Genomic DNA, 25,585 nt, shown 5'->3' with positions numbered 1-25,585 from the left:
TTTATACCTTCCTTTAATTACGCATCGATTACGTGATATAAGTCAAAATTGTAACATAATAGCTATGATTACTAACAAAAGATAAGCTACTGATAACATAACAAAACTTAACCGCCAAACAAAACGAACCGCTCGCAAAAATGTGATTTCTTCTTCTTTTCGCCATTGAACGGTTAAGACGATCGCTAGTAACACCATATATATAATGACCGTTTCCCAAAATAATGACACATCAAATATGTATTCAATCAGCGCATAGACAGCGATTAACAATAACGCCGTCGTCACATCAGCAGCTCGTTTTGTCGAGACCGTCGCCGTTTTCGTCCGCTTTTTTTCAATGATAAATAACATAAAAAACGTCACAAACGGGACGGTCGCTAAGATTGCGACAATGGTTGCTATAAATTCCACTACGACACCCCACTTAAAGCTTCTTTCGCTTTGATCATTTGAAAAATGACATCGTGTGTTGGGCATTGATCTCGACTGATCTTAAGAAGATAACCGTTCATATAATCGATTTCAGTTAAACGCCCTTGTTTAATGTCTGATCGCATGGATGAAGTGTTAGCGGCAGTCAATTCACATACTTGTAGAACTCGCTGCCACATATAATCAGGCGATAATTGTAACACGTCAGACGCTTCTACTGTCAGACGATGTGCCAATGACAGTAACGCATCAGACGTCAATATAGAGCCATTCGTCACATCAAATAATGCGGTTAACGGATTGATCACGCTGTTGATGACCAATTTTTCGTGCAAAGTCTGATCTAATGATGTTTCCATTTGAACAGGAAATGCATCAGAATGAAGGGATGTTACAGATGTTAAATCCGAATTATTTAAAGCAGAAACACGGATTAATCCCATACCTGTATGAGTGACTTCTATATCGGACTGTTTTGTTAAACCATGCTCACAGACACCGACAACAACACCGGGATGATCTAAAGCGTCTAATAATTCAATATGACCGAGCCCGTTTTGTAAAAACAGTAACTGGTTAAATCGAGATAAATCCTCCTGAATCCTATGAATGACATCGTTTAAATGCGTTTGTTTCGTACAAATGATTAACAAATCATGTTCACCTAGTTCATCAATCATATTGACTTCCGGATATAACGTTGACTCTCCAGTCAATGAAATACCATCTTTTTCAATTCGTTGCTTTTGACTAACACGGCGGACATAACTCGTGACAGAATTGCCCATGCTCATTAATTGATATGACACAAACAAACCAACGGCACCAATACCAACAACTCCTACCGACATCAACTCACCCGTCTTTTAAAATTTTTATTTCTCTCTATTTTATCAAAAAAATTCACGTATAGGGATGACTTTTGCGCAACTATCGTTTTCATCGCTAACTTGTTGTATTATAATAAGTGACAGAAAAACGTAAGGAGGTTCGATTCATGCCAACGAAAGTAGAACGTTTATTAATAAATTTTAGAACGTTAGAAGAATTCAAAAAGTTTAAAGCATACGGTATTCAAGAATTATCAATGTTAGAAGACCTCGAAAATAACATGGTCGAAAACAATAGCGAATCACCGTTTTATGGCATTTATTATGGCGATGAACTCGTCGCTCGCATGAGTTTATACCGCGCAGACGCAAAATACGATTATTACTTCGAACCGAAACAAGACTATTTACAACTATGGAAATTAGAAGTGCTCAATAGCTTTCGTAATCGCGGTTTCGGCAAACAGCTAGTGGATTTTGCAAAAAGTTTCAACTTACCTATTAAAACAAATGCACGCATTAATTCACACGGGTTCTGGGAAAAACAAGGCTTCCAACCAGCGACTTACGAAATGGAACGCGATTTTGGCGAAAACCCATTCATTTGGTTACCTGAAGGCGTCCAAGAAAAATCAGAAGACTAAAGACAAAAGCACCTCGTGTCCCTATAGAGAGATACGAGGTGCTTTTATCTTACTTTTCACTCGACTCAACGAAAGGTTTCGTTAAATCATAGATTTGTGTCATACACAGTTGATACGATTTTAACTGTTGCTTTAATTCCTGAATATCTGACGTTTCTTGGTCTAACTCACCACATTCAGCTTTCAATCGCTCGAGTTGAGCAATTAGTTCATCAAACCGCTCTACCTCTTGTTTTGGGCTGTCTTTGACAAGTGTATGCTGTGATTGACGCCCTAACTGTTTACGGTCTTGTTTTGCCAAGTGAATCGCTTGTTCATATTGCCTACGTAAATTCGCATTCCACCGAAAACCACAAGCTTGAGCAGTTCGATTTAATTGTTTGCCGACACGTTCAAACGCTTTCATCTGTGTTCTACCTTCACGTATATAGCGAATTACCGTCTCAGCCAACAACAGATCTTCGTCTTTCGTCCAAGCGTCTTGCCTCGTCGTCACATCTATTCCTCCTTAACTAGCAACTTTATAATCAAGATATGCTAGTAAAAGACTAGATAGACTCGTCATTTTATTTTCGATTAAAAAATTGTGCAACGGCTTGACGATGAGCCTCACTAACCCACAAATGACTACACGCTTCGACTTCTTGGTCCATTCTTTCTTTTAATCTAGTTAAATCGCGGGCATCCAACCATTGTTGCTTCCAATGCAGCAGCTGTTCAACATCGCGAGCAACGAACGGTTTAATTAACTCATGATCCAATATATGGTCACCATCTGTGAAAGTCGCCTGTACATATCGAATGTCCTTTAGTTCGGGTGCCGAACGCACATCCGCCATCACTAACCAATAATACGCCTCTTGGTGGGAGATGCGTTCATACAAGAGCGTTCCACCACCCCATCCAGTCGAGATGCCTAATTGACCTTGAGTAAACCCATAATGCCCCGCTTCATTAGCAAAACGGAAATCACAAGCTGTCGCTAATTCCATACCACCACCGCGTGCTAATCCATTCATCCACGCTATCGTCGTCATCGGTAACGTTGTGATTTGCCACAATACGTCTTTCATTGGGGTCAGCAATTCTAATGCATCTCCTTGATTTAAATCGCCATGAAAATCACTCAAATCACCACCAGCACAAAATGCTACACCCGCACCTGTGAAGATAACTAGTTTTGTGTCGTGATCTTGATGAAGACCATGAACGACGTCGGATAATTCTCGTATCATATCAAATGACAACGCATTCCGTTTCGCCGGACGATTTAACGTGACAATGGTCGTATGAATGTCATCATGTCGTTTAACATTGATCCACTCTCCCACTTCTCAACTCCCCCTATCATTTTCGATAATGGTTCTGTTAAAGTTCAATGTTTATTTTGAATGATGTAGCACTGAGTTGTTGAATTGTGAGAAGCGAAGGTGGCGACTCCAGGTCGACTAAGTTCGGTCACGTCCTGTGACCAACGTCGACACTAGACCGTCCGGGTCGTCGGAAAGCGTCCACCGTAAGCGGATCACAATATCAACAACGGACTTTAACAAAGCCTTGATAATAAAAAAGATGCCTCATTTAAGAGACACCTTCAAAAAACAAGTGTTGAATTACTTCTCAACAACTTCTTTTCCGTTGTAATGACCACATTCTGCACAAACGTGGTGAGGTTTCGCATATTCACCACAGTTTTGGCATTCTACCATACCTGGTAAATGTAGTTTTTTGTGCGTACGACGTTGGCGTTTCACTTTACTAGATGTTTTGCGCTTAGGTACTGCCATGTTCTACACCTCCTTAGTTCGTCAATCCATCCGTTCGAGGATTAATCAATTCACTCATTATCATCTTCAAAATATTGTTTTAATGATGAGAGTCGTGGATCTACTTTTGATTGTTGCTCTGATTGTTTTTCTTGTTCGAATTTTTCTTGTTGCATCGCTTCTTGCTCTAAGTATTCATCTTCACCTAGAACGGTAAATCCAGATTCCTCATCAACAACATCCTCGATTTTAGTGTCTTCACTAAAAACGCGAATGGGAACTTCCAATAAAATATTTTCCTTGATATAAGGCGTTAAGTCAAGCACTTCTCGGTCAACTAAAAAGATTTCGTCATCTTTCGAGGCTTTATAATCGACTTGCGTAAATTGTTCGTATGCTTCTACCGTAAATGGATAGGGAACATCGACTAATGTTCGTGCGCAAGGTAAGATCATTTCGCCGTTGATGTTGATACGAAATGTAAAGATGTCTTGGTTAAGTGTCGCTTCTACTGAAACATCTACTGACCCAATTCGTCTTATGTCATTATCAAATGTTTCTAATTCGCTCACATCAACCGTTTCCGAGAATGTGTACGGCGTGCGTGCCGTGATTTTTTGTAACGCGATTTGCATATTCATCACCTCAAGGCAACAAGAGTTATTTTAAAAGGAATTACGCCTTTTGTCAATATTTTTTCTTAACAGCTATATTTATCATACATTATACATGATGTAATCTTCTAATCATACCACACTACACTTGTTTTTTAACTCATTTATTTCTACGATAGAGGTAGTATTTTTCATAAAAAGGACGTGTTGATACATGAGAGCATGTGGTTTGATTGTTGAATATAATCCATTTCATAATGGGCATCTTTATCATCAGGAAGCTTCGCGTGAACAAACAGATGCAGATGTAACAGTCGCTGTGATGAGTGGATCTTTTTTACAACGCGGCGAGCCAGCCATCATCGATAAATTCAGCCGAACGAAAGCGGCGCTGTATCACGGTGTTGATGTCGTACTAGAATTACCTTTTATTTATGCTGTCCAGTATGCCGATTTATTTGCAAAAGGCGCTATCGCGACATTAGATGCAATCGGCGTTGACACCGTCTGTTTCGGCAGTGAGTCAGGTCGAATTGACGATTTTTCTAATCATTATGAACAATTCAAATCACACGAAACACAGTTTCATTCTGTCAGGCAGCAATTTTTAAACGAAGGTGATTCCTTCCCACAAGCAAGCACGAAAGCGTACGACGCAATTGGTCTCAGAAGCCAGGAACTTGATTTAGGTCAACCGAATAACATTTTAGGATTTAGCTACGTGAAAGCGATCAAAGAATTACATTCATCCATACAACCAGACACGATCACACGGACTAAAAGTCACTATCACGATGAAACCATCAATTATTCAATCGCTTCAGCGACGAGCATTCGCAAAGAATTACTTGAATACGGACAGTTAACCGAAGCATCACAAAACGCCTTACCTGATGAAACGGTTCGTCAATTACACCATTATGCAGACAAAGCGCTTTGGCATGATTGGGAACACTATTTTCCATATTTACAGTTACTCGTCCAGACTCACTCACACAGACAATTACAACACATTCACGGCATGATCGAAGGGTTGGAGTACCGATTGAAACAAACCGTTGATCAAGCCGATAGTTTTCGAGAATGGATGTCGTTGTTGAAAACGAAACGCTATACATGGACGCGTTTGCAACGAATGTTCGTTCACTTATTAACCAACACGACGAAAGATGACGTCGCTGCATATGATGAACTGACAACACCACCTTATGTGCGACTGCTCGGCATGACACAAACGGGACAACAATGGATTCGTTCCAAGAAAAAATCACTTGAGGTCCCGTTAATTTCAAATATGCAACAAACTGATCACGACCTGATGGCGATTGAAGAACGAGCGACCGATGCTTATTATTTGCCTATCGAACCGCACAAACGCAGACTTTTAAAACAACAAGAAATCAAAGGACCTATTATTGTTTAACAAAAATGTCCGACCAACATGTCACAGTTGCTCGGACATTTTCTTATCTACTCATCCAATGATTCTAAATAATCTACCGCATCTTGGAATGTATCAACAGGAACGACTTCTAACGACGCATCAATCTCTTCTGCCGTCTCGACTGCCACGCTATAGTTCGAGTCTTCTTGTCCATTTTCATTTGGCGCAAAGAAAATATCGGCTCCATCTTCTTCAGCCGCGACAATCTTCTTATCAATGCCACCAATCGGACCAACGTCGCCACTATAGCTCATTTCACCTGTTCCGACGATATTCAATCCATTCGTTAAATCACCATCTGTTAATTGATCGTATATCGCCAGTGAAAACATTAACCCAGCGCTCGGGCCACCAATTTGACCGCTATTAAATTCAACTTCAGGGTCTTCAGTCACTTCGCGATCGGTCACAAGAGAAACGCCCATCCCCGGCCGATCAGGTTCTTGCGGTAAAGGCGCTAGCTCGACTGAGACGGTGACCTCTTCTTCATTGCGTAATACGGTCACATCAATCTCATCACCCATCTCATAGGAAGACGTTCGTTCAATAATCTCTTCAGTCGATTCAACGTCATAACCATTAATCGCAATGATTTCGTCACCAGGTTCAATCACATCAGCTGCTGGCATATCTGGCAATACACCTGCCACGTATGTTCCATTATAATCTATCGTTATATCAGCACCTGCCGCTTCATATGCCACAACAGTCGCCGCTTCTTGAGAGTTTTCCATATAATGTAGTTGCGTTTCCATATACTCTTCTTGACTAATACCATTTGGACGCACTTGTTCTAAGTCGACAATATCATAATGCTCTTGAAACGATGCCCATATATAGTAAGCGGGCGTGGCCTGTCCGCCTCGCACCGTGACGAGATTATATCGACCTACCTCGCTGTCTGCCCCCTCGATCTCAATCACATTAGAAAGCGATGTTGTATCACCTGGCTGATAAATATAATAATCTAACTTATAAAATGATATAAATGTCGCAATCGCAATCGTGACAATTAAAAAAATAACATGTTTTTTATTAAAACCTAACATGAGCTATTCCAACCTTTCATCAGTGCTTTTATTTGCTCGATTTGTCGTTCTGCTTCTTCTTCACCTTTTTGAATAATTTCTTTCGTATTGGAATAGTTACGCGAACTAAACTGATACACTTCAGGTCGCATGACGACATCCGCATCCATCATGATATGATCCGTAATATCATCCTGCATAATGTCAATGCTTTGCATGATAATATCATAAATCGAATGAATATCGTCATTCGCTTCGAACTTTGAACAATCCACCGCTAAAATAATATCCGCTCCCATATCACGGACGACGGAAATAGGAACTCGGTCAATCACACCACCATCAACGAGAAATTGATCATTAACTTTTTCGGGAACGAACACTCCTGGAATTGAAATACTCGCCCGCACGGCCGTTGCGGCATCACCTTCGCGAAAGACAACCCGTTGTCCTGAATACAAATCTGTCGCGACAATCGACACTGGGATCGGAAACTGTTCTAACGTTTTGTCGTATGTAAATAAACGAATGTATGATTTAATTCGTTCGCCTTGAAGCAATCCCATGCGTGGCACAGCAACATCCATAAAATATTTTCGTTTAAATGTTAGCGCTAATTTGTACAAATCATTTATTCGTTGACCAGCCCCATACAAAGAGCCAATCATCGCACCCATACTACTTCCCGCAATATAATCAATCGGGATATCATGGTCGACTAATGTTTTAATCACACCGAGATGTGAAAAACCTCTTGCCCCACCAGAACCTAACGCTAACCCTATTTTAGGACGGTTCATCTCGTTAACACCTCTTCTAGTTAAAGCCCAGCTATCATATATATCAATATCTTATTCTTTGATTCATTTATATTTTACTACGGGTGTCTATATTCGTACAGCTTAACGACGAGGAGATTAAGTTATGTTCAAGTTGAGTTCATTCTATTATGCAATTGGAACCCTGTTTCTGACTATGGCTATGATTCGCTTTCCTGATCAAACATTCGAAGCTTCTATTCGTGGGTTAACATTATGGTCTGAAATCGTATTCCCTTCACTTCTACCATTTTTCATTATGGCTGAATTATTACTGGCTTTAGGGATTGTCAAAGCTATAGGAATCCTATTAGAACCTATTATGCGCCCCCTTTTCAATGTCTCAGGTGCTGGCAGTATCGGAGTAGGAATGGGACTCATTAGCGGCTATCCATCAGGCGCTAAAATCGCGAGTCGCCTACGCCAAGAAGGAAGCGTCACACAACTTGAAGCTGAGCGACTCCTCGCTTTTACGAATGCATCGAATCCGTTGTTTATTTTTGGCGCTGTTGCAGTTGGTTTTTTTCACGATGCTACACTCGGCTGGCTGATCGCAGTAAGTCATTACGGAGCTAGTTTAGGTGTCGGACTATGCATGCGCTTTTATCAAAAGCAAGCTGATAGGACAAGCTCATACCATCAGCCTAAGCGCCATCTATTGGCAGACGTTCGGCAGACGTTACACCACCAATTAAAAACCAGTCCTCCACTCGGGCAAATGCTAGGTGAAGCTGTTATGTCATCGATAAAAACACTCGTGATGATTGGTGGCTTCATCATCTTGTTCTCTGTTGCGAATAAATTGTTGTTTATGACTGGGATTTCCGGTCTATTATCAATCGTGTTTAAGTTCATTTTAATGATGTTTGGCTTACCTGATTCTTTAGCTCTTCCAATAGTTAGCGGATTACTAGAAATCACACTCGGAACACAAATGGTCGCGCAGACCAGTGAGGTGACACTCTTCATTCAACTATTAATGGTTTCTATCCTCCTAGCGTTTAACGGCTTGTCGATTCACGCACAAGTTGCTAGTATCATCGCTGATACTGACATTCGTTACGCCCCTTATTTGTTAGGGCGATTGTTGCATATGATTTTAGCTGCTTGCCTACTGACGGTATTGTATCGTCCGTTATATATAAATAAGCAAGGCACGACAAACAGTCACGTACCAGTCGACACGTCTTCATTCACACCGAATGCTGCCTTTGATATGTTTAACACACTACAATCGATCGGTCCATTCGTCACAGGATTAACACTCGCTGTCGGTGTTGTTTTGTTATTTAAAAAATATCCCAACCAACTGCATAAGTGGATGGGATAGTGTTATTAGTTATACTTTTCTTGTAATGCTCGTTCGACTACTTCTGGGACCAATTCAGATACATCTGACTGATACCGGGCTGCTTCTTTCACCATGCTTGAGCTTAAAAATGAATACTTATTATTCGTCATCATAAACAACGTCTCGACATTATCATTCAAATGGCGATTCATCGAAGTAATTTGCATTTCGTATTCAAAATCACTGACGGCTCTTAATCCTCTCAGAATCGCTGTTGCTTCTTTTTCTTTTGCATAATCAACTAATAACCCGTGACTTACATCAACAGACACATTACTTAAATCTTTCGTCGCTTCTCTAATCAATGCTAATCGTTCATCGACACTAAATAATGGTGACTTCGATTGATTGTTAAACACGGCAACGATTACATGATCAAACACTTCTGAACCACGTCTAATAATATCTAAATGGCCGTTTGTAATCGGGTCAAAACTTCCTGGGCAGATGGCTGTTTTATACATAATCTTCCTCCTGATTCTTATAACGATACGTCGTCACGGCGATCGTTTGACTGTATGTATTCGTTCTGACGTATTCATAACCTTGGATGTCTTCTTGTAGTGTTTCTTCAGGTGGATGCTCACAAATAATGAGCGCATCATCCCTTAACACGTTATAGTCTCTTAAAGCGGCTAATAATTTATCAAACGATACTTGACCGTACGGTGGATCGAGAAATATCATATCAAATTGTCGTCCTTGTTTATGTGCTGCTTTAATAGCACGAAAAGCATCTTGGCGAAAAATGTCACAACGATCGCTTAGGGAAAACGTTTTAACATTGTCTTGTATCGTTTTAATCGCTTGTCCTTGTTGATCGACAAATACAACATGATCCATCCCTCGGCTTAAGGCTTCAATACCTAAACCGCCACTACCAGCAAATAAATCAAGCGCGTCTCCCCCATCAAAATAAGGGCCAATACGATGAAATAAAGCTTCTTTAACTTTATCAGTCGTCGGTCTCGTCTTTTTTCCCGGTACCGCTTTCAACGGCCGACCTTTAAATTCTCCAGCAATTACGCGCATGACATCACCCACTTTATTCGTTCGTCTCACTAATATCTTTATAGAAGTGACGACAAATGTCAATGTTACACATAAATTTTTATTAAAAAACGTATAACTTTCACGATTATGGCAATAATGAGGCTTAAGAACGGTATTGAGGAATCCGTTCTCGTTCGGAGAAGTCTTATCATTCCCCATAAGTGCTTCTTCCGGTTTCTCCTCTCCCTTTTTGTGCTCTTTGTTTTTTGAACAAAGAGATTGAGGCTCTTTTTCAAGACGACTTGAAAAAGAGCCATTTTTTTATTCTATTTCAATCCGTTCGTCATTTTGGTTGTAAGTTCGATCAAAGATACGAGCTAATAAACTAAGCTCAATATACGTTTTACCTTGTGCTTGAAACCAAGCTGTTTCCGGCACTTGATAGCGCCTATCATTAATCGTATACACATTACGATTAATATAAAATCGCATTTGGTCAGCATCATATTCTGCGAACCATTCATTCCGGTTATCAACCGAAAAACCGTATAAATCGAATCTATCTAGAAACGTGTCAATCGCCATATAAATCGTCTCTTCACGTTGTTTCAAATCAATATCAGATTCCTCACCTTGAACCATCACCTGTTTCGTGACGTCACCGTAAAACGGGACATACGTTGATGATTTTTGATTATAGGTAAAAAATGATACGTCATAACCTAGTAGTTGACTTAACAAATCATCAGCTATAGCTGTTAAATTTCCCTGGTTCGTTTCCAAATCCATTAACTGTTGAAACCATAACGCCTGTTCATCTTCAGTTAGCACGTCATTTAACACTTGCACCATTTTATCTTCGTTATCATTGTCATAATAAAACGCCGTTAAAACATCAATGACCTCCGCATCAGCACTTGAGTCAGATGAGATCGATTTTAAAAACCGACTAAACAATGATTCGATCGATTGATCAAGCTGACGCACAACGACTAAATGGTCCGTTATCACTTCATTTAAACTGTCATCTACAATAAGCACTTGATTGTGTGATTGATTAATAACATCTCTTAATATTTGAATGTCTGATGACGCTACAGAACGATTTGATAACACTGTTAATTGGTCTAACCTTTGAGTATGAGAAAATGGGTGGCTCACTTTAATTAATGGCGGTTCTCCAACATTATGGTGTTGCCACTCATAATAATGAATGTTTTCACGTTCGCTATTTAAGATAGGTGTATTTAAACTATACCAGGCGCCTTCTTGTTCAGCTGATAATGAAATGCGAATATCTCGTTTTTGGTCAGTTAATGCATCATGATTAATATTCACAAGCCAGTCACTCATGTATATAACATCCGAAACGATAGACTGTTTAGGTACAACATACGACAATGTATAAACGCCACTTGCGTTAACTGTAAGACGACTGTCACTGTAGTCGCACCCTTCTTCTAAACAGGTTAATTCTTGAACGCTATCTGGCACATTTAGCTTGGCAGATTCTACTTCAATCTTATCCAAACGGTGCTCAATAACAAGGTCTTGTCCCCGTTCTTCTACCGTCACCGTCTCATCCACCATCGATTGATTCTCATCAGCAGACGATTCTTGATACGACGACCAGTGATAGCCCCCCAATAATACACTTGTAATCGTTAAAAAAACAATAATACTCCACAGAGCGCGCATGCTCATCATCACCCACAGGTCTTAGTCTTTTTATCCTACAATCTTTACTTTATCAAATTCGACAAGAGGATACTATTATTTCACAAAACACCTTCACCGTGCTACATTATGTATGTAATGAATGGAGGAATAAAACGTGACACAACATTTTATAAAATTAGGTGAAGGCTACGGCGATGTATACGAACTCATGACGTTAATTGATTCGATGCCCGAACGCGTGCAACATTTATTAGCGTTGCATACACATAAAAACGGTGAGGATGTTACTTCATTTGCCGCGATTATGAAACCTACGACACAAGGACATTTTTTACCGATTTACATTTGTTTAGAAGGGATGCCAAAACCAGTTGAAGGCAAGAGCCACAAACGGTATCAAGCTTTTCAACAAGTAAGCGAACGCATCGACGTCCCTATTATCGAATTTGACGTTCAACCCTCAACGAATTTCCACGATGAATCTTTATATTTCCAACAGTTAATTGCCGTCTTAAGACTCAATCATTTATTACCACCTATATAAAAAGCGGGTGAATGTGTAAAACATCACCCGCTTTGATAAAAGCTTTCCATCTCAGCATCTAAATCATGCGATTTTTCGAGCATACCTTGATAAGCTGTTGAAATATCTGGCTTATGTGATAAATCGACTGCAGTGACAAATGATTGTGATTCAAGATCTGCTTTCACCTCATCGACATCATCTTGATCAACATACAGCACCGCATACTTTTGACGCTTGGATGTATAGATTAAATGGCCAAATCGGCGTAATTTTTTTGCTTGTTTAATATGTTTAAACCACACAATTAAGCCACGTCGTTTCGTAAACACTCAGCATTCCCCCAATTTTACGATGCCTGGCAGCCACATTCACCACCGCTACCACAGCCGCAACTATCACCGGTGTCCTTCAGCGCGATACCATCACGTGGCGCTTTAATATTCGGACTAACCGCATTGGCAACAACTTCAGAAACATCATCTAGTAATGATTGCAATTGTGTTTCTGTTTGTTTAAACGAAGCCACTGTATCGTGCATATCGAGGTCACGTTTTACTTCACGGATCTCTTTCATAATCTTCGTATAATCGGGATGATATCGTCCGAAACGTTGCACATCCTCATAATCCTCTTTCATTTGTTGAAAGTTGTTCATTAAGCGTTGTGCTTCAGCATCGTTATATAATTGTTGTTTATGTTCTTGGTATATTTCATAGTCTTCTGATTGTTTAATCATATCACCGAGCTTTTCGGCTTGTTCTAATACGTCAATAACGTCCATATCCGCTAACATGATGACACCTCCATATCGTCATCATAACAAAAACTGTCGCGAAAAACCAATATCGATTACCATGGAAATCGCTTCGGTCGTTTTTGTTGCTTCAAACGCTGAAATTCTTTGGTTAATTGTTCGACTTGGCCTAATGTTTTCATCATTTGATTGACCTGGTGTTCAACCCGTTCAACGTCTAAGTCAGCCAATTTTTGTAACAAGGATTGAATGTGATCACTATAATTCGTTGATGACTTTTGTTTATCGGTTAATTTGTTCCAAACATCACTCGTTTCACCATGTTCTTTCCAAAGTGAATAAAGCTTTTGCCACGTATATGTTCCTTCTCTCACTAGATCAATCAAGTCAGGATGCCTTTCAACGAATTGTTTAAACCGTTCGACTTTTGGTGTTAAAGGATGTGAAGACATATATCTGCCTCCTTTGAAATAATTTATATTATTATACGGTTCATGAATGCAGACAGTTCATTCTTAAAGACAGATTTGATAAAATTGTTACAAGTCATGATTAATTAGCAAGAAATAATTGATAAAATCCCGATTTCATAATATGATGAATTTGACGAGAAGAATTTAGAAGAGGTGAACGAGATGGAAATAACAAAGTTCTCGATTGATGAGACTGTTGTAAAGCAAGAGCCGTTAACTCACGTCCTCGAACAAAACGGTTTCGTACTTGCTGGACAATGGGATTACGAACGTGCCACATATGATTTAAAAATGAACTCTCCAGAAAAAAATATTACGTATTACTTAAGATTACGTGGCGTGGCCTTAGAAGGTGATGTTGATAAAGGCACAGGCCTTATGCAACTATTACCACCATTACTTGGAAAACACTACTATCCACACGGTGTTGAATATGGCGATGAAGATTTCCCTAACAATGTCGTGGAGCGTGCTGAACGCGTCTTACAAAAGGTCGAAGAAGACTTAGAAAAATTCAAGGAAGAAGCGCAATCATAATGCGTTATAAAAGGTGACCGATGACTAAGTGTCGGTCACCTTTATCACATAGGTCTCCAAATAATTCCTTTTGGTTTAAAATGTCAGAATTTTAAGTTTATAGGCACCTTAGATTCATTTTATCGTGTTATAATACGGGTAACCACCATATGAAAGGAGACACTTATCACGTTGTTTAAAAACATAACTAGGAAGCAGTGGACGTTAATCTTTCTCGCAATTATTTCCGTTATCGTCAGCTACTTCATACTACCCATTTCTGTTCCACTTATTTTAGCACTGCTAACCGCATTAATCCTTAATCCAGCGATTCGTTGGTTTATGACACGTTTTAATTTCAAACGAACATTAGCTGTAACAATCGTCTTTTTTATCTTTTTGTCTGTTATAGCGACGATTGGTACATATACCGTCACAAAAACAATCGGTCAAGTCGTCAAATTAACAGAAAATGCACCAGAATATATTAAAGACGTTGAAAACATGCTGATCTCTTTACAAGATAACATTGACACGTTTACAGAAGAATGGCCGACTCAATTTGTCGATGAAGTCGAATCGACAACTATTCAACATTTAGAATCAATCGAACAACAAATTATGGGCTACATTGAGATTGACCGTATTGCCCAGTTCTTTCTCAACATACCGGACTTCTTAATTAGTTTCATCGTGTACATGATTGCGTTATTTTTATTCATGCTCGATTTACCTAATTTACGACAAAAAACGTATAAATTAATGACAGATGAAACGCGAGAAAAGTTTCAGTTTATGAATAATCGACTCGCATTTGTCTTATTAGGTTTTTTCAAAGCGCAATTTTTGGTCAGTTTAATCATTTTCACAGTGACCCTTGTGGCACTTCTATTTATTACACCAGAAATTGCCTTACTCATGTCCATCCTAATTTGGTTAGTTGACCTCATCCCTATTATTGGCTCAATCATTATATTGGCACCTTGGTCGATATACATGTTCTTAGCTGGTGACACACTCATGGGCTTACAACTTGGGATCCTAGCGGTCGTACTACTTACCATCAGACGTACAGTCGAACCGAAAGTGATGGGGCATCATATTGGGTTAAAACCTCTCCCTACCTTGATTTCAATGTACATTGGGTTACAACTTATCGGCATTCTCGGTTTCTTTATCGGACCGATCGTCGTGATTATTTTCAACTCAGCTCGTGAAGCAGGTATTATTAAATGGAAATTTAAGATTTAACTAATAAAAAAGCCGCGTAAACTGATTATCAGTTTACGCGGCTTTTCATTTGAATTAGCCACCGAATATCGCGCGGAATAAACTCGTACTATGACCACCATCATATAAAATGTATAACAATAAGTAGACTATAACACCTGTGATCGCTGTAAAGAACCAAATAACCGCCGTTACAGGTCCGATTTTACGATGCTTACTAATACGTCGCTTAAACGCTAAATAAAGCGTAATTAACCCAAAAACGGCCCCTGTTGTCGCTAAAAAGATATGGAAAATCAAAAAGCTCGTATAATAGATTTGCATATCCTCTGGTCCACCAAATGTCTGGTTACCAAGAAAAATCGTACGCGATACATACAAAATGAAAAATGTTAACGCTGAAATCGCAGCCGCAATCATCGTCCGTCTGTGAGCAGTTGCTTTCCCCTTAGCAATAAACGTCCAACCAATTGCGACTAATATCGCACTAATGACGATAAATACGGTGCTGATTGTCGGTAAAAAAGGCATTCTATTGTCATCCTCTCTCTACTGTAGCTTGTTGATCTAAATCTTGTGGCAGTGGGTCGATTCCATAATTTTCACTGTTATACCATGCATAAAATATGCGCGCCAATAAAGCACCATAAATAAATTCTTGCGACACTTTCATAATGATACCTGCTGCCTGTTGGTCATAAACAAGTGGCATGTCTAAAAAGACTTGTGGCCCACCTAAATTCATCCCTTCTAAAACACCTGCAGGCACACACAATTGTAACGCTTGCATAAAGGCGTCAGGTTCTGAGTACGTCGCATATAGTGGCGTATCAGCAAATATAATTAACGCACATGCTGGTGTTAACAAAATACCTGCACCAAAAATATATAACACTTTAAACAGCGGTTTAAGTTCGACACGCTTCTCGAGCGGACCGAAAATCGGCCACCACATAAATAAAGCAAACACTAATAATAATAGTGTGACAGCCCAGTGCACTGGCGTACTCGATTTTGTGAAATCTAAAATCATCGGAATATGATAAAACGAAAATAATAAATTAAACATGACTAAAGCGACTAAAGGCCGCGTAAATAAATTGAGTACGTGCTTCAAACCAGTTATGTCAAACAGCTTTTGCCACCATTGCTCTGGAATGCCTCTTATAATCAAAATAGGAACGATTAAATACAGTACCGCCATTTGTGCCATATGTGCCATCAATACGATATGTGATAGCAAATAAATCGGCGAGCCTTTTAATAAATAGAAGATCACCAAGGCCGAGTAAACAGACGCTTTTTGACCACGTGTTGGTTCTTCTGTTAATCCTGCTTTATGTTTTAACGGTCCTGTAAATAAGTAGAACAGCACAATCAATATAACAGTTATTGCAATAATCTCAGGGTTCCACATCGCTCTGAAACCGAAGATTTGTATTTTATCCCACATTGGTTTCACCTCTTAAGGTCCATAATAACATCATTTACGTTTAGTATACATGATATTATGAGCCGGCTCGACCATTTCGATGAACGTTAATAAAATTGTTGAAATTACAGCTGCTCAACAATGAAAAAACCTAAAAGAGAGTCAGTCCCTTTTAGGTCATTTTGATACATTTAATTTTTCATCTTCGGATCGAGTGCGTCACGTAAGCCGTCACCGATTAAGTTAAAGCCTAATACAACGAGCATGATCGACACACCTGGGAAGATTAATGTCCACGGTGCCAATTGAATGAAGTCTCGCGATTCAGATAACATTTTACCCCACTCTGGTGTCGGCGGCTGAGCACCTAAACCGAGGAATCCGAGCGCTGCCGCTTCAAGAATAGCTGTACCAAAACCGAGTGTAGCCTGAACGATAATAGGCGCTAAACTGTTCGGTAAAATATGATGTAATAATATACGCCCTTTTTTCATCCCTTGGGCTCGAGCTGCCATAATAAACTCTTCTTCACGCAAACTGATCACTTTCGAACGAACGAGACGACCGAATATTGGTATGTTAATAATCGCAATCGCAATCAATGCGTTCGTTAGTGAAGTTCCAAGAATCGCCACGACAGCAATGGCAAGTAAAATACTTGGGAAAGCAAGTAAAATATCAAAAATACGTGAGATTAACATGTCAACCCAGCGACCGAAATACCCCGAAATAATTCCAAGAATCGTTCCGAATACTAAAGCGCCTGAAACCGCTGTAAAACCAGTCAATAAAGAAATCCTTGCACCATAAGCGATTCGAGTAAATATATCACGGCCAATGTGATCGGTTCCTAACCAATGATCAGCAGATGGGCTTTGTAGTCGATTAACTGGATCATCCCCATCGAATTCATACGGAGACACAACAGGTGCCACAAAACCTAAAATGATAAAAAACAAAATGAGGGAAAACCCTGTTATCGCAAGTGGGCTTTTTCGTAATTGCTTTAAAGCATCTTTCCAAGGTGATATCGCTTCAACGTCTTCTTCTTGGTGATAGGGATTGGGATTATGGGCCTCTGTTTGGTCATCTATTTGTTCACGTTGTTCTTCTCTCGTCTTCATCCTTTAACCCCCTTAATATTTAATCCTTGGATCAATGTAAGCATAAAGTAAATCCACAATTAAATTAATCATGACGAATAAAAAGGCAATGATTAAAATACCAGACTGAATAACAGGATAATCGCGGTAATTAATCCCTTCATAGACGTAACGTCCAACACCAGGCCAAGCAAAGATCGTCTCAGTTAAAATAGCGCCTCCTAATAAGACACCGGTTTGCAAACCGATAACCGTTAAAACCGGAATCGTGGCATTTCGAAGAGCGTGTTTATAAATGACGAGAAATTGACCAGACCCTTTCGCTCGAACTGTACGAATATAATCGGATTTCATCACTTCTAACATACTAGAACGCGTCATACGAGCAATAATCGCCATCGGAATCGTTCCTAGTGCGACAGCCGGTAACACTAAGTGTGACAACACTTGCATCAGACGACCAAAATCCAAATGAAGTAAGGAGTCAATCACGTAGAAATGGGTAATCGGTTCAATTTGTCCTGTACTCGGTTGCCGTCCTGAAGATGGAAGCCAGCCGAGTTCTTGAGCAAACACCCACTGTTCCATAAGAGCGAGCCAGAAAACAGGCATCGATACCCCGACTAACGCGAAAATCATTGCTGCGAAATCTAACCATGTATTTTGTTTCCACGCGCTAATAATACCTGCATTAACGCCAATGATAATAGCAAATAGCATAGCGAAAAATGTCAGTTCAAATGTTGCAGCCACACGCGGTAAAATTTCTTGTCCAATATCGACTTTCGTTCTTAATGATTGCCCTAAGTCCCCTTGAAATAAATCCGCTAAATACAGTCCATATTGCACAAAGAATGGTTCATTTAAGCCCATGTTTTCTTCTAATTCTCGAATAGCTTCTTGAGTAGCTGTTTCACCTAAAATAGTTTGAGCTGGGTTTCCTGGGATTAAGTGAACGATTGAAAACACAATTAATGTCATCCCTAATAAGACAGGAATTAACATAAATAAGCGACGAATCGTATAGGCTAACATGTTTTCACCTCAGTTCTTTTTGTCATAGTCTATGTAGCCATTAAAGAAATGAAGAAAGGTAGTAGAGGTTTGCTCTACTACCCTCCCTCCTCTTATTATTCTAATTCCACTTCTGCTAATGACTCACTTGTAGATGGGTGAGGTACATAGTTTTGAACATTGCTTAGAGAAGCAAGAACAGGTTCAGAGTGTACGAGCGGAATCATTGGTGAATCTTCATAAATTAAAGCTTGTGCTTCTTTATAAAGCTCAGCACGTTCATCTTGATCAGTTGCAACTTTCGCTTGGTCTAGCAACTCGTTTACTTCCTCATTCTCATAGAATGTACGGTTACTTGCACCAGCATTGTCACCATGAAGTAAACTACTTAAGAAGTAGTCAGGATCACCGTTTGTACCTGACCAACCGAGCATGAACATTTCTTGCTCACCAGCTGCTGTTTGTTCAAGGTATGGTGCCCACTCACGGTTTACGATGTTCACTGAAACGCCAATTTCAGATAAATCGGATTGAATAATCGTTGCTAAAGTTTGCGCATCTGGCATGTATGGACGAGCAACAGGCATTGTCCATAGATCCAGTTCAAAGCCATCTTCATAACCAGCTTCTGCTAATAGAGATTGAGCTTTTTCTAAGTCATATTCATAAACTTCTAACTCATCATTATAACCTAAGTAGTTAGGTGGTAATGGGTTAACAGCTGGTTGCGCGTAACCTGCATACATTGCTTCTGCAATTTCTTCACGATTAATTGCGTGGTTAATCGCTTGACGCACTAACTTATCATCCATTGGTTCTTTTTCAGTTTGGAAACCTAAGTAACCAAAGTTGTTCGCTGGACGTGTATAAAGTTTCGTTTCGTCACTTTCTTCTACACCTGCAGCATCATCTGGGTTTAAACCGTCCATGATATGAACTTCACCAGAGTTTAATGCGATTAAACGAGACGAGTTATCTGGAATAACCTCAAAAACAACACCGTCTAATTTAGGCTGACCGTCTTTACGGTAATCTTCAAACGCTTCTAACTTAATTTGGTTATCTCTTTCCCAACTAACGAATTTGAATGGACCAGTACCTACTGGATTTTCGTTAATCGCTGCGCCATGTTCTTCTAATGCAGCTGGCGATGTGATCGCAAAGTAACTCATCGCCATGTTTTGTAAGAAGAAACCTAATGGACGCTTAAGTTGGAATTCAATTTCATGATCGTCAACAACATTGATCGAGTCAATCACATGACCTTCGTCACCGTCAAAACCACCGAACATTGTGCCGTACATCGAATACGCATACCCTTCATCTTCAAATGCATACGTATCATCTGCACCAGACCAACGTTCAAAGTTTGTCTTAACAGCTTCAGCGTTAAAGTCAGTTCCATCATGGAACGTCACGCCTTCTTCTAATTGGAACGTATACGTTAAACCATCATCGCTCACTTCCCAATCTTGAGCTAAGCCTGGTTTAATTTCGAACGAATCTTCTTCAAATTCTAGAAGACTTTCATAGATTTGCTTCGTCACACGAGATGACTCACCATCAGTTGTACTTGCAAAGTCTAAACTTTCTGAGTCACCACCACGTGCATAAACTAGAATGTCTTCTCCGTCACCAGAGTCAGCGCTATCGCTTCCCCCTTCACTATCACTCGAATCGTTATCAGAGCCTGACTGATCTTCAGACTGGTCTTCATCAGACGAACCATCATCTGAAGATGAATCATCACCTTCGCCACCGCACGCTGCTAAAACGAGCACAAGTGCGAATACCATGGCGATAAGCCAAGAATACTTCACTTTCATAACCTTACCCCCTAAATAGATTTTAATATAGATAACATTCGCGTCTTATCATTCATACAAATGACAAGCGACGTAATGTTGATCACCATCCTCTTGAAATGTTGGTGTCACTTCTTTACAAATATCCATCGCCTGTGGACACCGCGTATGGAAAGGGCATCCCGACGGTGGATTTGACGGACTCGGTACATCACCTTTTAATATAATTCGTTCGCCCGTTTCATCAGGATCCGCTACAGGGACCGCTGATAATAATGCTTGTGTGTATGGATGCTTCGGGTTTTCATACAATTCATCTTTATCTGCGAGTTCGACCAAACGACCTAAATACATCACGCCGACACGGTCACTAATATGTTTGACGACGCTTAAATCGTGGGCGATAAACAAATAGGTTAAATTAAATTGATCACGTAAATCCGACATAAGATTTAAGATTTGAGATTGTACCGATACGTCTAACGCCGAAACCGGTTCGTCACAGATGATCAATTTCGGATTGTTCGCAAGCGCCCTTGCAATCCCAATACGTTGGCGTTGACCACCACTAAATTGGTGTGGATAACGTGACGCATGAAAAGCGCGTAAACCGACGATTTCTAATAACTCCTGCACACGTTCTTTTCGCTCTTTCGCATCTGTCATACCATGTACCAGTAACGGTTCAGATATAATTTTTTCCACCGTATGTCGTGGGTTTAACGATGCGTACGGATCTTGGAAAATAATTTGCATGTCACGTCGTAGTTGACGCATCTGTTCACTATTGACTTGTGTAATATCCTCGTCGTTAAACCTCACTTCACCTTCAGTTGGTTCAATCAAACGGAGTAACGCTTTACCCGTTGTCGATTTCCCACAACCTGATTCGCCGACTATACCTAATATTTCACCTTCATTGACGGTGAATGAAACATCATCGACAGCTTTGACTTCGCCAACTTTCTTACCAAAAATACCACCACGTATATCAAAGTACTTTTTCAAGTTATTAACTTCTAATATCGGATTCGACATGAGCTGCGACCTCCTGTTCTTCGTTGTCATCGTATAAGAAGCAGCGACTAAGACGTCCATCATCTGCTTCATATAATACTGGGTCCTCTTGGAAACAACGGTCAAACGCAAACTCACAACGCGGAGCGAAACGACAGCCTACTTGTTCCATCGATAACTTTGGAACAGTACCTGGAATAGAATATAGTTTTTGTTCTTTTTGATGTAAGTTTGGTAGTGAGCGAATGAGCCCTTTCGTATATGGGTGCTTCGGATCTTTTAAAATTTCTCTCACAGTTCCTTGTTCGACTACTTGCCCTGCGTACATAACGACGACGCGGTCGCACATTTCAGCGACGACACCTAAGTCGTGGGTAATTAACAAAATACCCGTATCTTTTTGTTTGTTTAAATCGCGCATTAAATCAAGAATTTGCGCTTGAATCGTCACATCAAGGGCTGTTGTCGGCTCATCTGCGATTAACATTTCCGGATCACACGCCATAGCCATCGCGATCATGACACGCTGGCGCATACCACCAGACAATTGATGGGGATACTCATCAACGACTTCTGTTGCACGTGGAATACCAACTAAATTCAGCATTTCCACCGCACGATTACGGGCTTCTTTTTTAGACACTTTTTCGTGCATGCGAATACCTTCAATCAGTTGATTACCAATCGTATACAATGGATCGAGTGAAGTCATCGGTTCTTGGAAAATCATCGCGATCTCATTCCCACGTATTTGTCGCATCCGTTTTTCAGATGCTTGTGCTATGTTTTCACCTTTAAAATTAATTTCACCACCGACGATACGGCCAGGAGGGCTTGGAACGAGTTGCATGACCGATAGTGATGTCACACTTTTACCACAACCGGATTCACCTACAACCCCAACTATTTCACCCTTATTCACTTTAAAACTGACACCGTCTACAGCTGGAACTTCACCATCGTCAGTAAAAAAATGTGTATGTAAATCATTTAACTCTAAAATGGTCTCGGACACGATGACTCCCCCTTGTTGCTATAATTAATGCTTTTATGAATTTTCTGAATTATTTATGTTTATTAATATACATAATAATACGTAAATAATCAACCTTTTTTACGAAATTATTAAATTTTTATGACAACAGTGGGTGAAATAAGCTGTCTGTATAGTATTTTTTAACACTATATAACAATAATAATAGTGGATGGATATACATGTTTTTGCTTCTAATATACAAAAAAAGAGCCCAGAATTATTCTGGACTCTCTTACGTTTATTTTACCACCATACAATCGTTGTTAACGATAGAACGGTTAATACAGCTGCAAATATACCTGAATATATCATCGCTGCTGGCCATTGATGTCCTTCTTCACTCATGTGCATGAAGTAGTACAACTGGAAAAGGACTTGAACTCCAGCTAAAACGAGGATAATTGGAATTGTAAACATCGCATCGACCTCAGCTATAACTAAGCCGAATGCAATGAGCGTAAAAGCGATCATCATGACAAATGTCACGACTTGATGCTTCATATGCTCACGATGTTTCTTCTTGTAAAACTCTTTCTTTTCAGTGTGTTCTACGGAATTGGTGTTATCTGCCATCGCTTAGCCCACCTTTCCCATCAAGTATACTACGGTGAAAATGAACACCCACACAACGTCGATGAAGTGCCAATAGAGACTGGCAATGTAAAACTTCGGCGCGTTGTATAAGTTCAAGCCACGTTTAGCATTACGAATCATAAGCGCTACGATCCAAAGTAAACCAAACGCAACGTGTCCGCCGTGGAAACCAACTAACGTATAAAATGCGCTCGAGAAGGCAGACGTCGTATAGCCGAATTCATAATCATGGACATAATGGACGAACTCATATATCTCCATGCCTAAAAATCCGAGGCCTAAAAGGACAGTAATGCCTAACCATAACTGCATTTTCTTAAAATCATTGTTTTTCATATGATACATTGCATAAACACTCGTTAAAGAACTTGTTAATAAGAGCATTGTCATAATAAATACAAGTTCTAAACCGAAAATCTCAGAACCAGTTGCTCCGCCAGCGTTAGAATTACGTAACGCTAAATACGTACCAAATAAACTTGCGAATAAAACAGTTTCTCCGCCTAGGAAGAACCAAAAGCCCATAAACTTATTACGGCCTTCAAGGGTGGCTCTTTCAGGGTTTTCGGGCAGATCACCTGATTTAAGAACGTCTTCAGCCATTAGAACCATCCCCCTTTTCTTCTAACTCTTCTTTATGCACATGATAACCGACATCATCTTTCAGTGAACGGTATAGCATGGAGCCAAATGTAATCGCAAATCCGACACCAGCTAAGATCCACATTCCACCTTGATACATGACACCGAACGCGGCAATAAATAAACCGAGTGAAATCATAAATGGTGTAAATGAACGATTAGGCATGTGAATATCACCGAGTGGTTCTGCAGGTTGTAATTCACCATTACCTTGCATTTTTTCAATCCATAATGGATCTAAACCACGTGTTAAAGGCTCTTGCTTAAAGTTATAGAAAGGTGGTGGTGACGGAATACCCCACTCAAGTGTACGCGCATCCCATGGGTCACCGGACACTTTTTCGCCTTTCATTTGTGTCATGACGACGTTGTATAAGAATACAAGTGTACCGATTGCCATAAAGAAGGCACCGATTGTACTAATTAGGTTGAACAAGTCTAACCCTTGATCTTCTAAGAACTTCCAGTAACGACGTGGCATACCCATTAAGCCTAAGAAGTGCTGGAAGAAGAATGTTAAATGGAAACCAATAAAGAATAACCAGAAGAACCAGTGGTTAAGCTTCTCATTTAAGAATGTACCAAACATCTTCGGCCACCAGTAAATTAGACCAGCAAATATACCGAGTACAACACCACCGACGATAACGTAGTGGAAGTGTGCAACAACAAAGTATGAATCGTGATATTGGAAGTCAGCCGCAGCTGATGCCAACATAACACCTGTCATACCACCAATAGTAAAGGTCGGAATAAACCCGAGTGCAAATACCATTGGAGAGGTCATTCGTATACTACCGCCCCACAGGGTGAACAACCAGTTAAAGATCTTAATACCCGTCGGTACGGCGATTGCCATCGTCGCAACAGCGAAAATCGAGTTCGCAATCGGACCAAGCCCAACTGTGAACATGTGGTGTGCCCAAACCATGAAACCTAAGAACGCGATTAAGATAGTCGCAAAGACCATGGATGAGTAACCAAACAAACGTTTCTTAGAGAATGTCGGGATAACTTCACTAAACACACCAAATGCTGGGAGGATTAAGATATACACTTCAGGGTGTCCGAAGATCCAGAATAAATGCTCCCAAATAATAACGTTACCGCCCATATCTGGGTTAAAGAAGTTCGCGCCAAATAAGCGGTCAAATGTTAATAAGAACAAACCAACTGTTAAAGCTGGGAATGCGAATAGGATAAGGACACTTGCAATAAATGCTGTCCATGTGAAAAGTGGCATACGCATATACGTCATACCAGGACCACGCATGTTAACAACCGTCACGATAAAGTTAATACCACCCATTAAGGTACCAAAACCTGAAATTTGCAGGCCAAGTGCATAATAATCGACACCGTGACCTTCAGAGAATATCGATAACGGAGCGTATGCTGTCCAACCAGCATCAGGTGCGCCGCCTGTAAACCATGATACGTTTAAGAAAAGACCACCGAATAAGAACAACCAAAAGCCGAGTGCGTTAACAAATGGAAACGCCACATCTCGCGCGCCAATTTGTAATGGTAGCACAGCGTTCATAAGCGCAAATAGGAGTGGCATTGCGGCTAAGAAGATCATCGTTGTTCCGTGCATCGTTAAAACTTCGTTGTAAAATTGCGCTGAAATAAATTCATTATCAGGTGCAATTAACTGAATGCGGATCAGCATCGCTTGCAGACCACCTAATAGGAAGAAGAACATACCACCTATTAGATAAAGGATCGCGATTTTCTTATGGTCAACCGTTGTTAAGTAATCCCATAAGACTGATCCGAAGCCAGCTTTTTGAGTAGCTGTCGTGCTCACGCTTGTAACCTCCCTCTATTCTTTAGTAAT

The 25,585-nt window shown here is 40.1% G+C and carries 30 protein-coding genes; 6 read left to right on the top strand and 24 right to left on the bottom strand.

Going from position 1 to position 25,585, the window contains the following annotated elements; genetic code table 11:
- Nucleotides 1-42: 42 nt before the first annotated feature.
- Nucleotides 43-414, bottom strand: coding sequence for a DUF3397 domain-containing protein (locus ABID56_RS00595; protein ID WP_354218416.1), 372 nt, complete (start codon nt 412-414; stop codon nt 43-45).
- Entirely contained in the window at nt 414-1,286 is an 873-nt protein-coding gene (locus tag ABID56_RS00590; RefSeq protein WP_354218414.1) for a ketopantoate reductase family protein, read from the bottom strand. Before ABID56_RS00590 ends, ABID56_RS00595 begins: the two co-directional genes overlap by 1 nt.
- Before the next feature lie 146 nt (nt 1,287-1,432).
- On the opposite strand from ABID56_RS00590, the gene ABID56_RS00585 reads away from it, so the two are divergent.
- Nucleotides 1,433-1,909 carry an N-acetyltransferase gene (locus ABID56_RS00585; protein WP_354218412.1) on the top strand — a complete coding sequence of 159 codons (477 nt, stop codon included), beginning with the start codon at nt 1,433-1,435 and terminating at the stop codon, nt 1,907-1,909.
- 49 nt (nt 1,910-1,958) lie between these two features.
- On the opposite strand, the gene ABID56_RS00580 is transcribed toward ABID56_RS00585, so the two are convergent.
- The 4 genes from ABID56_RS00580 to ABID56_RS00565 form a co-directional block, all read right to left on the bottom strand.
- Entirely contained in the window at nt 1,959-2,405 is a 447-nt protein-coding gene (locus ABID56_RS00580) for an RsfA family transcriptional regulator (RefSeq protein ID WP_354218410.1), read from the bottom strand.
- 70 nt (nt 2,406-2,475) lie between these two features.
- Nucleotides 2,476-3,240: an enoyl-CoA hydratase/isomerase family protein gene (locus ABID56_RS00575; protein WP_354218408.1), complete on the bottom strand. Its 765-nt coding sequence runs from the start codon at nt 3,238-3,240 to the stop codon at nt 2,476-2,478.
- 282 nt (nt 3,241-3,522) lie between these two features.
- Complete coding sequence (gene rpmF, locus ABID56_RS00570) at nt 3,523-3,696, bottom strand: 50S ribosomal protein L32 (protein WP_167259855.1); 174 nt, start codon at nt 3,694-3,696, stop codon at nt 3,523-3,525.
- 50 nt (nt 3,697-3,746) lie between these two features.
- On the bottom strand, nt 3,747-4,310 hold the full coding sequence (locus ABID56_RS00565) for a YceD family protein (RefSeq protein WP_354218406.1): 564 nt from the start codon (nt 4,308-4,310) through the stop codon (nt 3,747-3,749).
- A 193-nt stretch (nt 4,311-4,503) separates the two neighbouring features.
- Between ABID56_RS00565 and ABID56_RS00560 the strand changes: the two genes are divergently transcribed.
- Nucleotides 4,504-5,712 (top strand): nucleotidyltransferase, encoded by a 1,209-nt coding sequence (locus tag ABID56_RS00560; RefSeq protein ID WP_354218404.1) that lies wholly within the window; start codon nt 4,504-4,506, stop codon nt 5,710-5,712.
- 47 nt (nt 5,713-5,759) lie between these two features.
- On the opposite strand, the gene ABID56_RS00555 is transcribed toward ABID56_RS00560, so the two are convergent.
- Both ABID56_RS00555 and ABID56_RS00550 read right to left on the bottom strand, forming a co-directional pair.
- Nucleotides 5,760-6,782 (bottom strand): SepM family pheromone-processing serine protease, encoded by a 1,023-nt coding sequence (locus ABID56_RS00555; RefSeq protein WP_354218403.1) that lies wholly within the window; start codon nt 6,780-6,782, stop codon nt 5,760-5,762.
- The gene (locus tag ABID56_RS00550) at nt 6,776-7,561 is read right to left on the bottom strand and encodes a patatin-like phospholipase family protein (RefSeq protein ID WP_354218401.1); all 786 of its coding nucleotides are present in this window, start codon (nt 7,559-7,561) and stop codon (nt 6,776-6,778) included. The genes ABID56_RS00555 and ABID56_RS00550 overlap by 7 nt, the downstream gene beginning before the upstream one ends.
- A gap of 124 nt (nt 7,562-7,685) precedes the next feature.
- Between ABID56_RS00550 and ylbJ the strand changes: the two genes are divergently transcribed.
- Nucleotides 7,686-8,909, top strand: a complete 1,224-nt coding sequence (gene ylbJ, locus ABID56_RS00545; RefSeq protein WP_354218400.1) for a sporulation integral membrane protein YlbJ — start codon at nt 7,686-7,688, stop codon at nt 8,907-8,909.
- A gap of 5 nt (nt 8,910-8,914) precedes the next feature.
- Here ylbJ and coaD read toward each other — a convergent pair whose 3' ends face one another.
- The 3 genes from coaD to ABID56_RS00530 form a co-directional block, all read right to left on the bottom strand.
- Nucleotides 8,915-9,394: a pantetheine-phosphate adenylyltransferase gene (coaD, locus tag ABID56_RS00540; protein WP_354218398.1), complete on the bottom strand. Its 480-nt coding sequence runs from the start codon at nt 9,392-9,394 to the stop codon at nt 8,915-8,917.
- On the bottom strand, nt 9,387-9,962 hold the full coding sequence (rsmD, locus tag ABID56_RS00535) for a 16S rRNA (guanine(966)-N(2))-methyltransferase RsmD (protein ID WP_354218396.1): 576 nt from the start codon (nt 9,960-9,962) through the stop codon (nt 9,387-9,389). Before rsmD ends, coaD begins: the two co-directional genes overlap by 8 nt.
- Nucleotides 9,963-10,244: 282 nt before the next feature.
- Entirely contained in the window at nt 10,245-11,621 is a 1,377-nt protein-coding gene (locus ABID56_RS00530; RefSeq protein WP_354218394.1) for a hypothetical protein, read from the bottom strand.
- 136 nt (nt 11,622-11,757) lie between these two features.
- Here ABID56_RS00530 and ABID56_RS00525 point away from each other — a divergent pair, with 136 nt between their 5' ends.
- Nucleotides 11,758-12,147: a DUF7147 family protein gene (locus ABID56_RS00525; RefSeq protein ID WP_354218392.1), complete on the top strand. Its 390-nt coding sequence runs from the start codon at nt 11,758-11,760 to the stop codon at nt 12,145-12,147.
- A gap of 23 nt (nt 12,148-12,170) precedes the next feature.
- Here ABID56_RS00525 and ABID56_RS00520 read toward each other — a convergent pair whose 3' ends face one another.
- The 3 genes from ABID56_RS00520 to ylbD are packed head-to-tail and all read right to left on the bottom strand — an operon-like array spanning nt 12,171 to nt 13,335.
- Complete coding sequence (locus ABID56_RS00520; protein ID WP_354218391.1) at nt 12,171-12,458, bottom strand: YlbG family protein; 288 nt, start codon at nt 12,456-12,458, stop codon at nt 12,171-12,173.
- A 17-nt stretch (nt 12,459-12,475) separates the two neighbouring features.
- Nucleotides 12,476-12,922: a YlbF/YmcA family competence regulator gene (locus ABID56_RS00515; protein ID WP_354218389.1), complete on the bottom strand. Its 447-nt coding sequence runs from the start codon at nt 12,920-12,922 to the stop codon at nt 12,476-12,478.
- A 56-nt stretch (nt 12,923-12,978) separates the two neighbouring features.
- Nucleotides 12,979-13,335: a spore coat protein YlbD gene (gene ylbD, locus ABID56_RS00510; protein WP_354218388.1), complete on the bottom strand. Its 357-nt coding sequence runs from the start codon at nt 13,333-13,335 to the stop codon at nt 12,979-12,981.
- Between the two features lie 183 nt (nt 13,336-13,518).
- On the opposite strand from ylbD, the gene ABID56_RS00505 reads away from it, so the two are divergent.
- Together ABID56_RS00505 and ytvI are read left to right on the top strand one after the other, a co-directional pair.
- A complete protein-coding gene (locus tag ABID56_RS00505; RefSeq protein ID WP_354218386.1) occupies nt 13,519-13,893 on the top strand; it encodes a YugN family protein in 375 nt (124 codons plus the stop codon).
- Between the two features lie 171 nt (nt 13,894-14,064).
- Nucleotides 14,065-15,123: a sporulation integral membrane protein YtvI gene (gene ytvI / locus ABID56_RS00500; protein ID WP_354218384.1), complete on the top strand. Its 1,059-nt coding sequence runs from the start codon at nt 14,065-14,067 to the stop codon at nt 15,121-15,123.
- A gap of 54 nt (nt 15,124-15,177) precedes the next feature.
- On the opposite strand, the gene ABID56_RS00495 is transcribed toward ytvI, so the two are convergent.
- The 10 genes from ABID56_RS00495 to ctaD all read right to left on the bottom strand — a co-directional run bounded on the left by ABID56_RS00495 (nt 15,178) and on the right by ctaD (nt 25,555).
- On the bottom strand, nt 15,178-15,633 hold the full coding sequence (locus ABID56_RS00495; RefSeq protein WP_354218383.1) for a DUF420 domain-containing protein: 456 nt from the start codon (nt 15,631-15,633) through the stop codon (nt 15,178-15,180).
- 7 nt (nt 15,634-15,640) lie between these two features.
- Complete coding sequence (gene ctaG, locus ABID56_RS00490) at nt 15,641-16,555, bottom strand: cytochrome c oxidase assembly factor CtaG (protein ID WP_354218381.1); 915 nt, start codon at nt 16,553-16,555, stop codon at nt 15,641-15,643.
- 170 nt (nt 16,556-16,725) lie between these two features.
- Nucleotides 16,726-17,658, bottom strand: coding sequence for an ABC transporter permease (locus tag ABID56_RS00485; RefSeq protein ID WP_354218379.1), 933 nt, complete (start codon nt 17,656-17,658; stop codon nt 16,726-16,728).
- A 12-nt stretch (nt 17,659-17,670) separates the two neighbouring features.
- The gene (locus ABID56_RS00480; protein WP_354218378.1) at nt 17,671-18,672 is read right to left on the bottom strand and encodes an ABC transporter permease; all 1,002 of its coding nucleotides are present in this window, start codon (nt 18,670-18,672) and stop codon (nt 17,671-17,673) included.
- A 95-nt stretch (nt 18,673-18,767) separates the two neighbouring features.
- A complete protein-coding gene (locus ABID56_RS00475) occupies nt 18,768-20,477 on the bottom strand; it encodes an ABC transporter substrate-binding protein (RefSeq protein ID WP_354218377.1) in 1,710 nt (569 codons plus the stop codon).
- A gap of 48 nt (nt 20,478-20,525) precedes the next feature.
- Nucleotides 20,526-21,494 carry an ABC transporter ATP-binding protein gene (locus ABID56_RS00470; RefSeq protein WP_354218376.1) on the bottom strand — a complete coding sequence of 323 codons (969 nt, stop codon included), beginning with the start codon at nt 21,492-21,494 and terminating at the stop codon, nt 20,526-20,528.
- Nucleotides 21,469-22,488 carry an ABC transporter ATP-binding protein gene (locus tag ABID56_RS00465; protein ID WP_354218374.1) on the bottom strand — a complete coding sequence of 340 codons (1,020 nt, stop codon included), beginning with the start codon at nt 22,486-22,488 and terminating at the stop codon, nt 21,469-21,471. Before ABID56_RS00465 ends, ABID56_RS00470 begins: the two co-directional genes overlap by 26 nt.
- Before the next feature lie 264 nt (nt 22,489-22,752).
- Nucleotides 22,753-23,082, bottom strand: a complete 330-nt coding sequence (gene ctaF / locus ABID56_RS00460) for a cytochrome c oxidase subunit IVB (RefSeq protein ID WP_354218372.1) — start codon at nt 23,080-23,082, stop codon at nt 22,753-22,755.
- Nucleotides 23,083-23,085: 3 nt separating this feature from the next.
- Complete coding sequence (locus tag ABID56_RS00455) at nt 23,086-23,706, bottom strand: cytochrome (ubi)quinol oxidase subunit III (RefSeq protein ID WP_354218371.1); 621 nt, start codon at nt 23,704-23,706, stop codon at nt 23,086-23,088.
- Nucleotides 23,699-25,555, bottom strand: coding sequence for a cytochrome c oxidase subunit I (ctaD, locus tag ABID56_RS00450; protein WP_354218370.1), 1,857 nt, complete (start codon nt 25,553-25,555; stop codon nt 23,699-23,701). The genes ABID56_RS00455 and ctaD overlap by 8 nt, the downstream gene beginning before the upstream one ends.
- Nucleotides 25,556-25,585 lie beyond the last annotated feature (30 nt).

The organism is Alkalibacillus flavidus (assembly GCF_040545925.1).
Classification (GTDB): Bacteria; Bacillota; Bacilli; order Bacillales; family Alkalibacillaceae; genus Alkalibacillus; species Alkalibacillus flavidus.
Note: the sequence above shows the minus strand (reverse complement) of the source record. Positions and strands in the feature narration are given on the sequence as shown.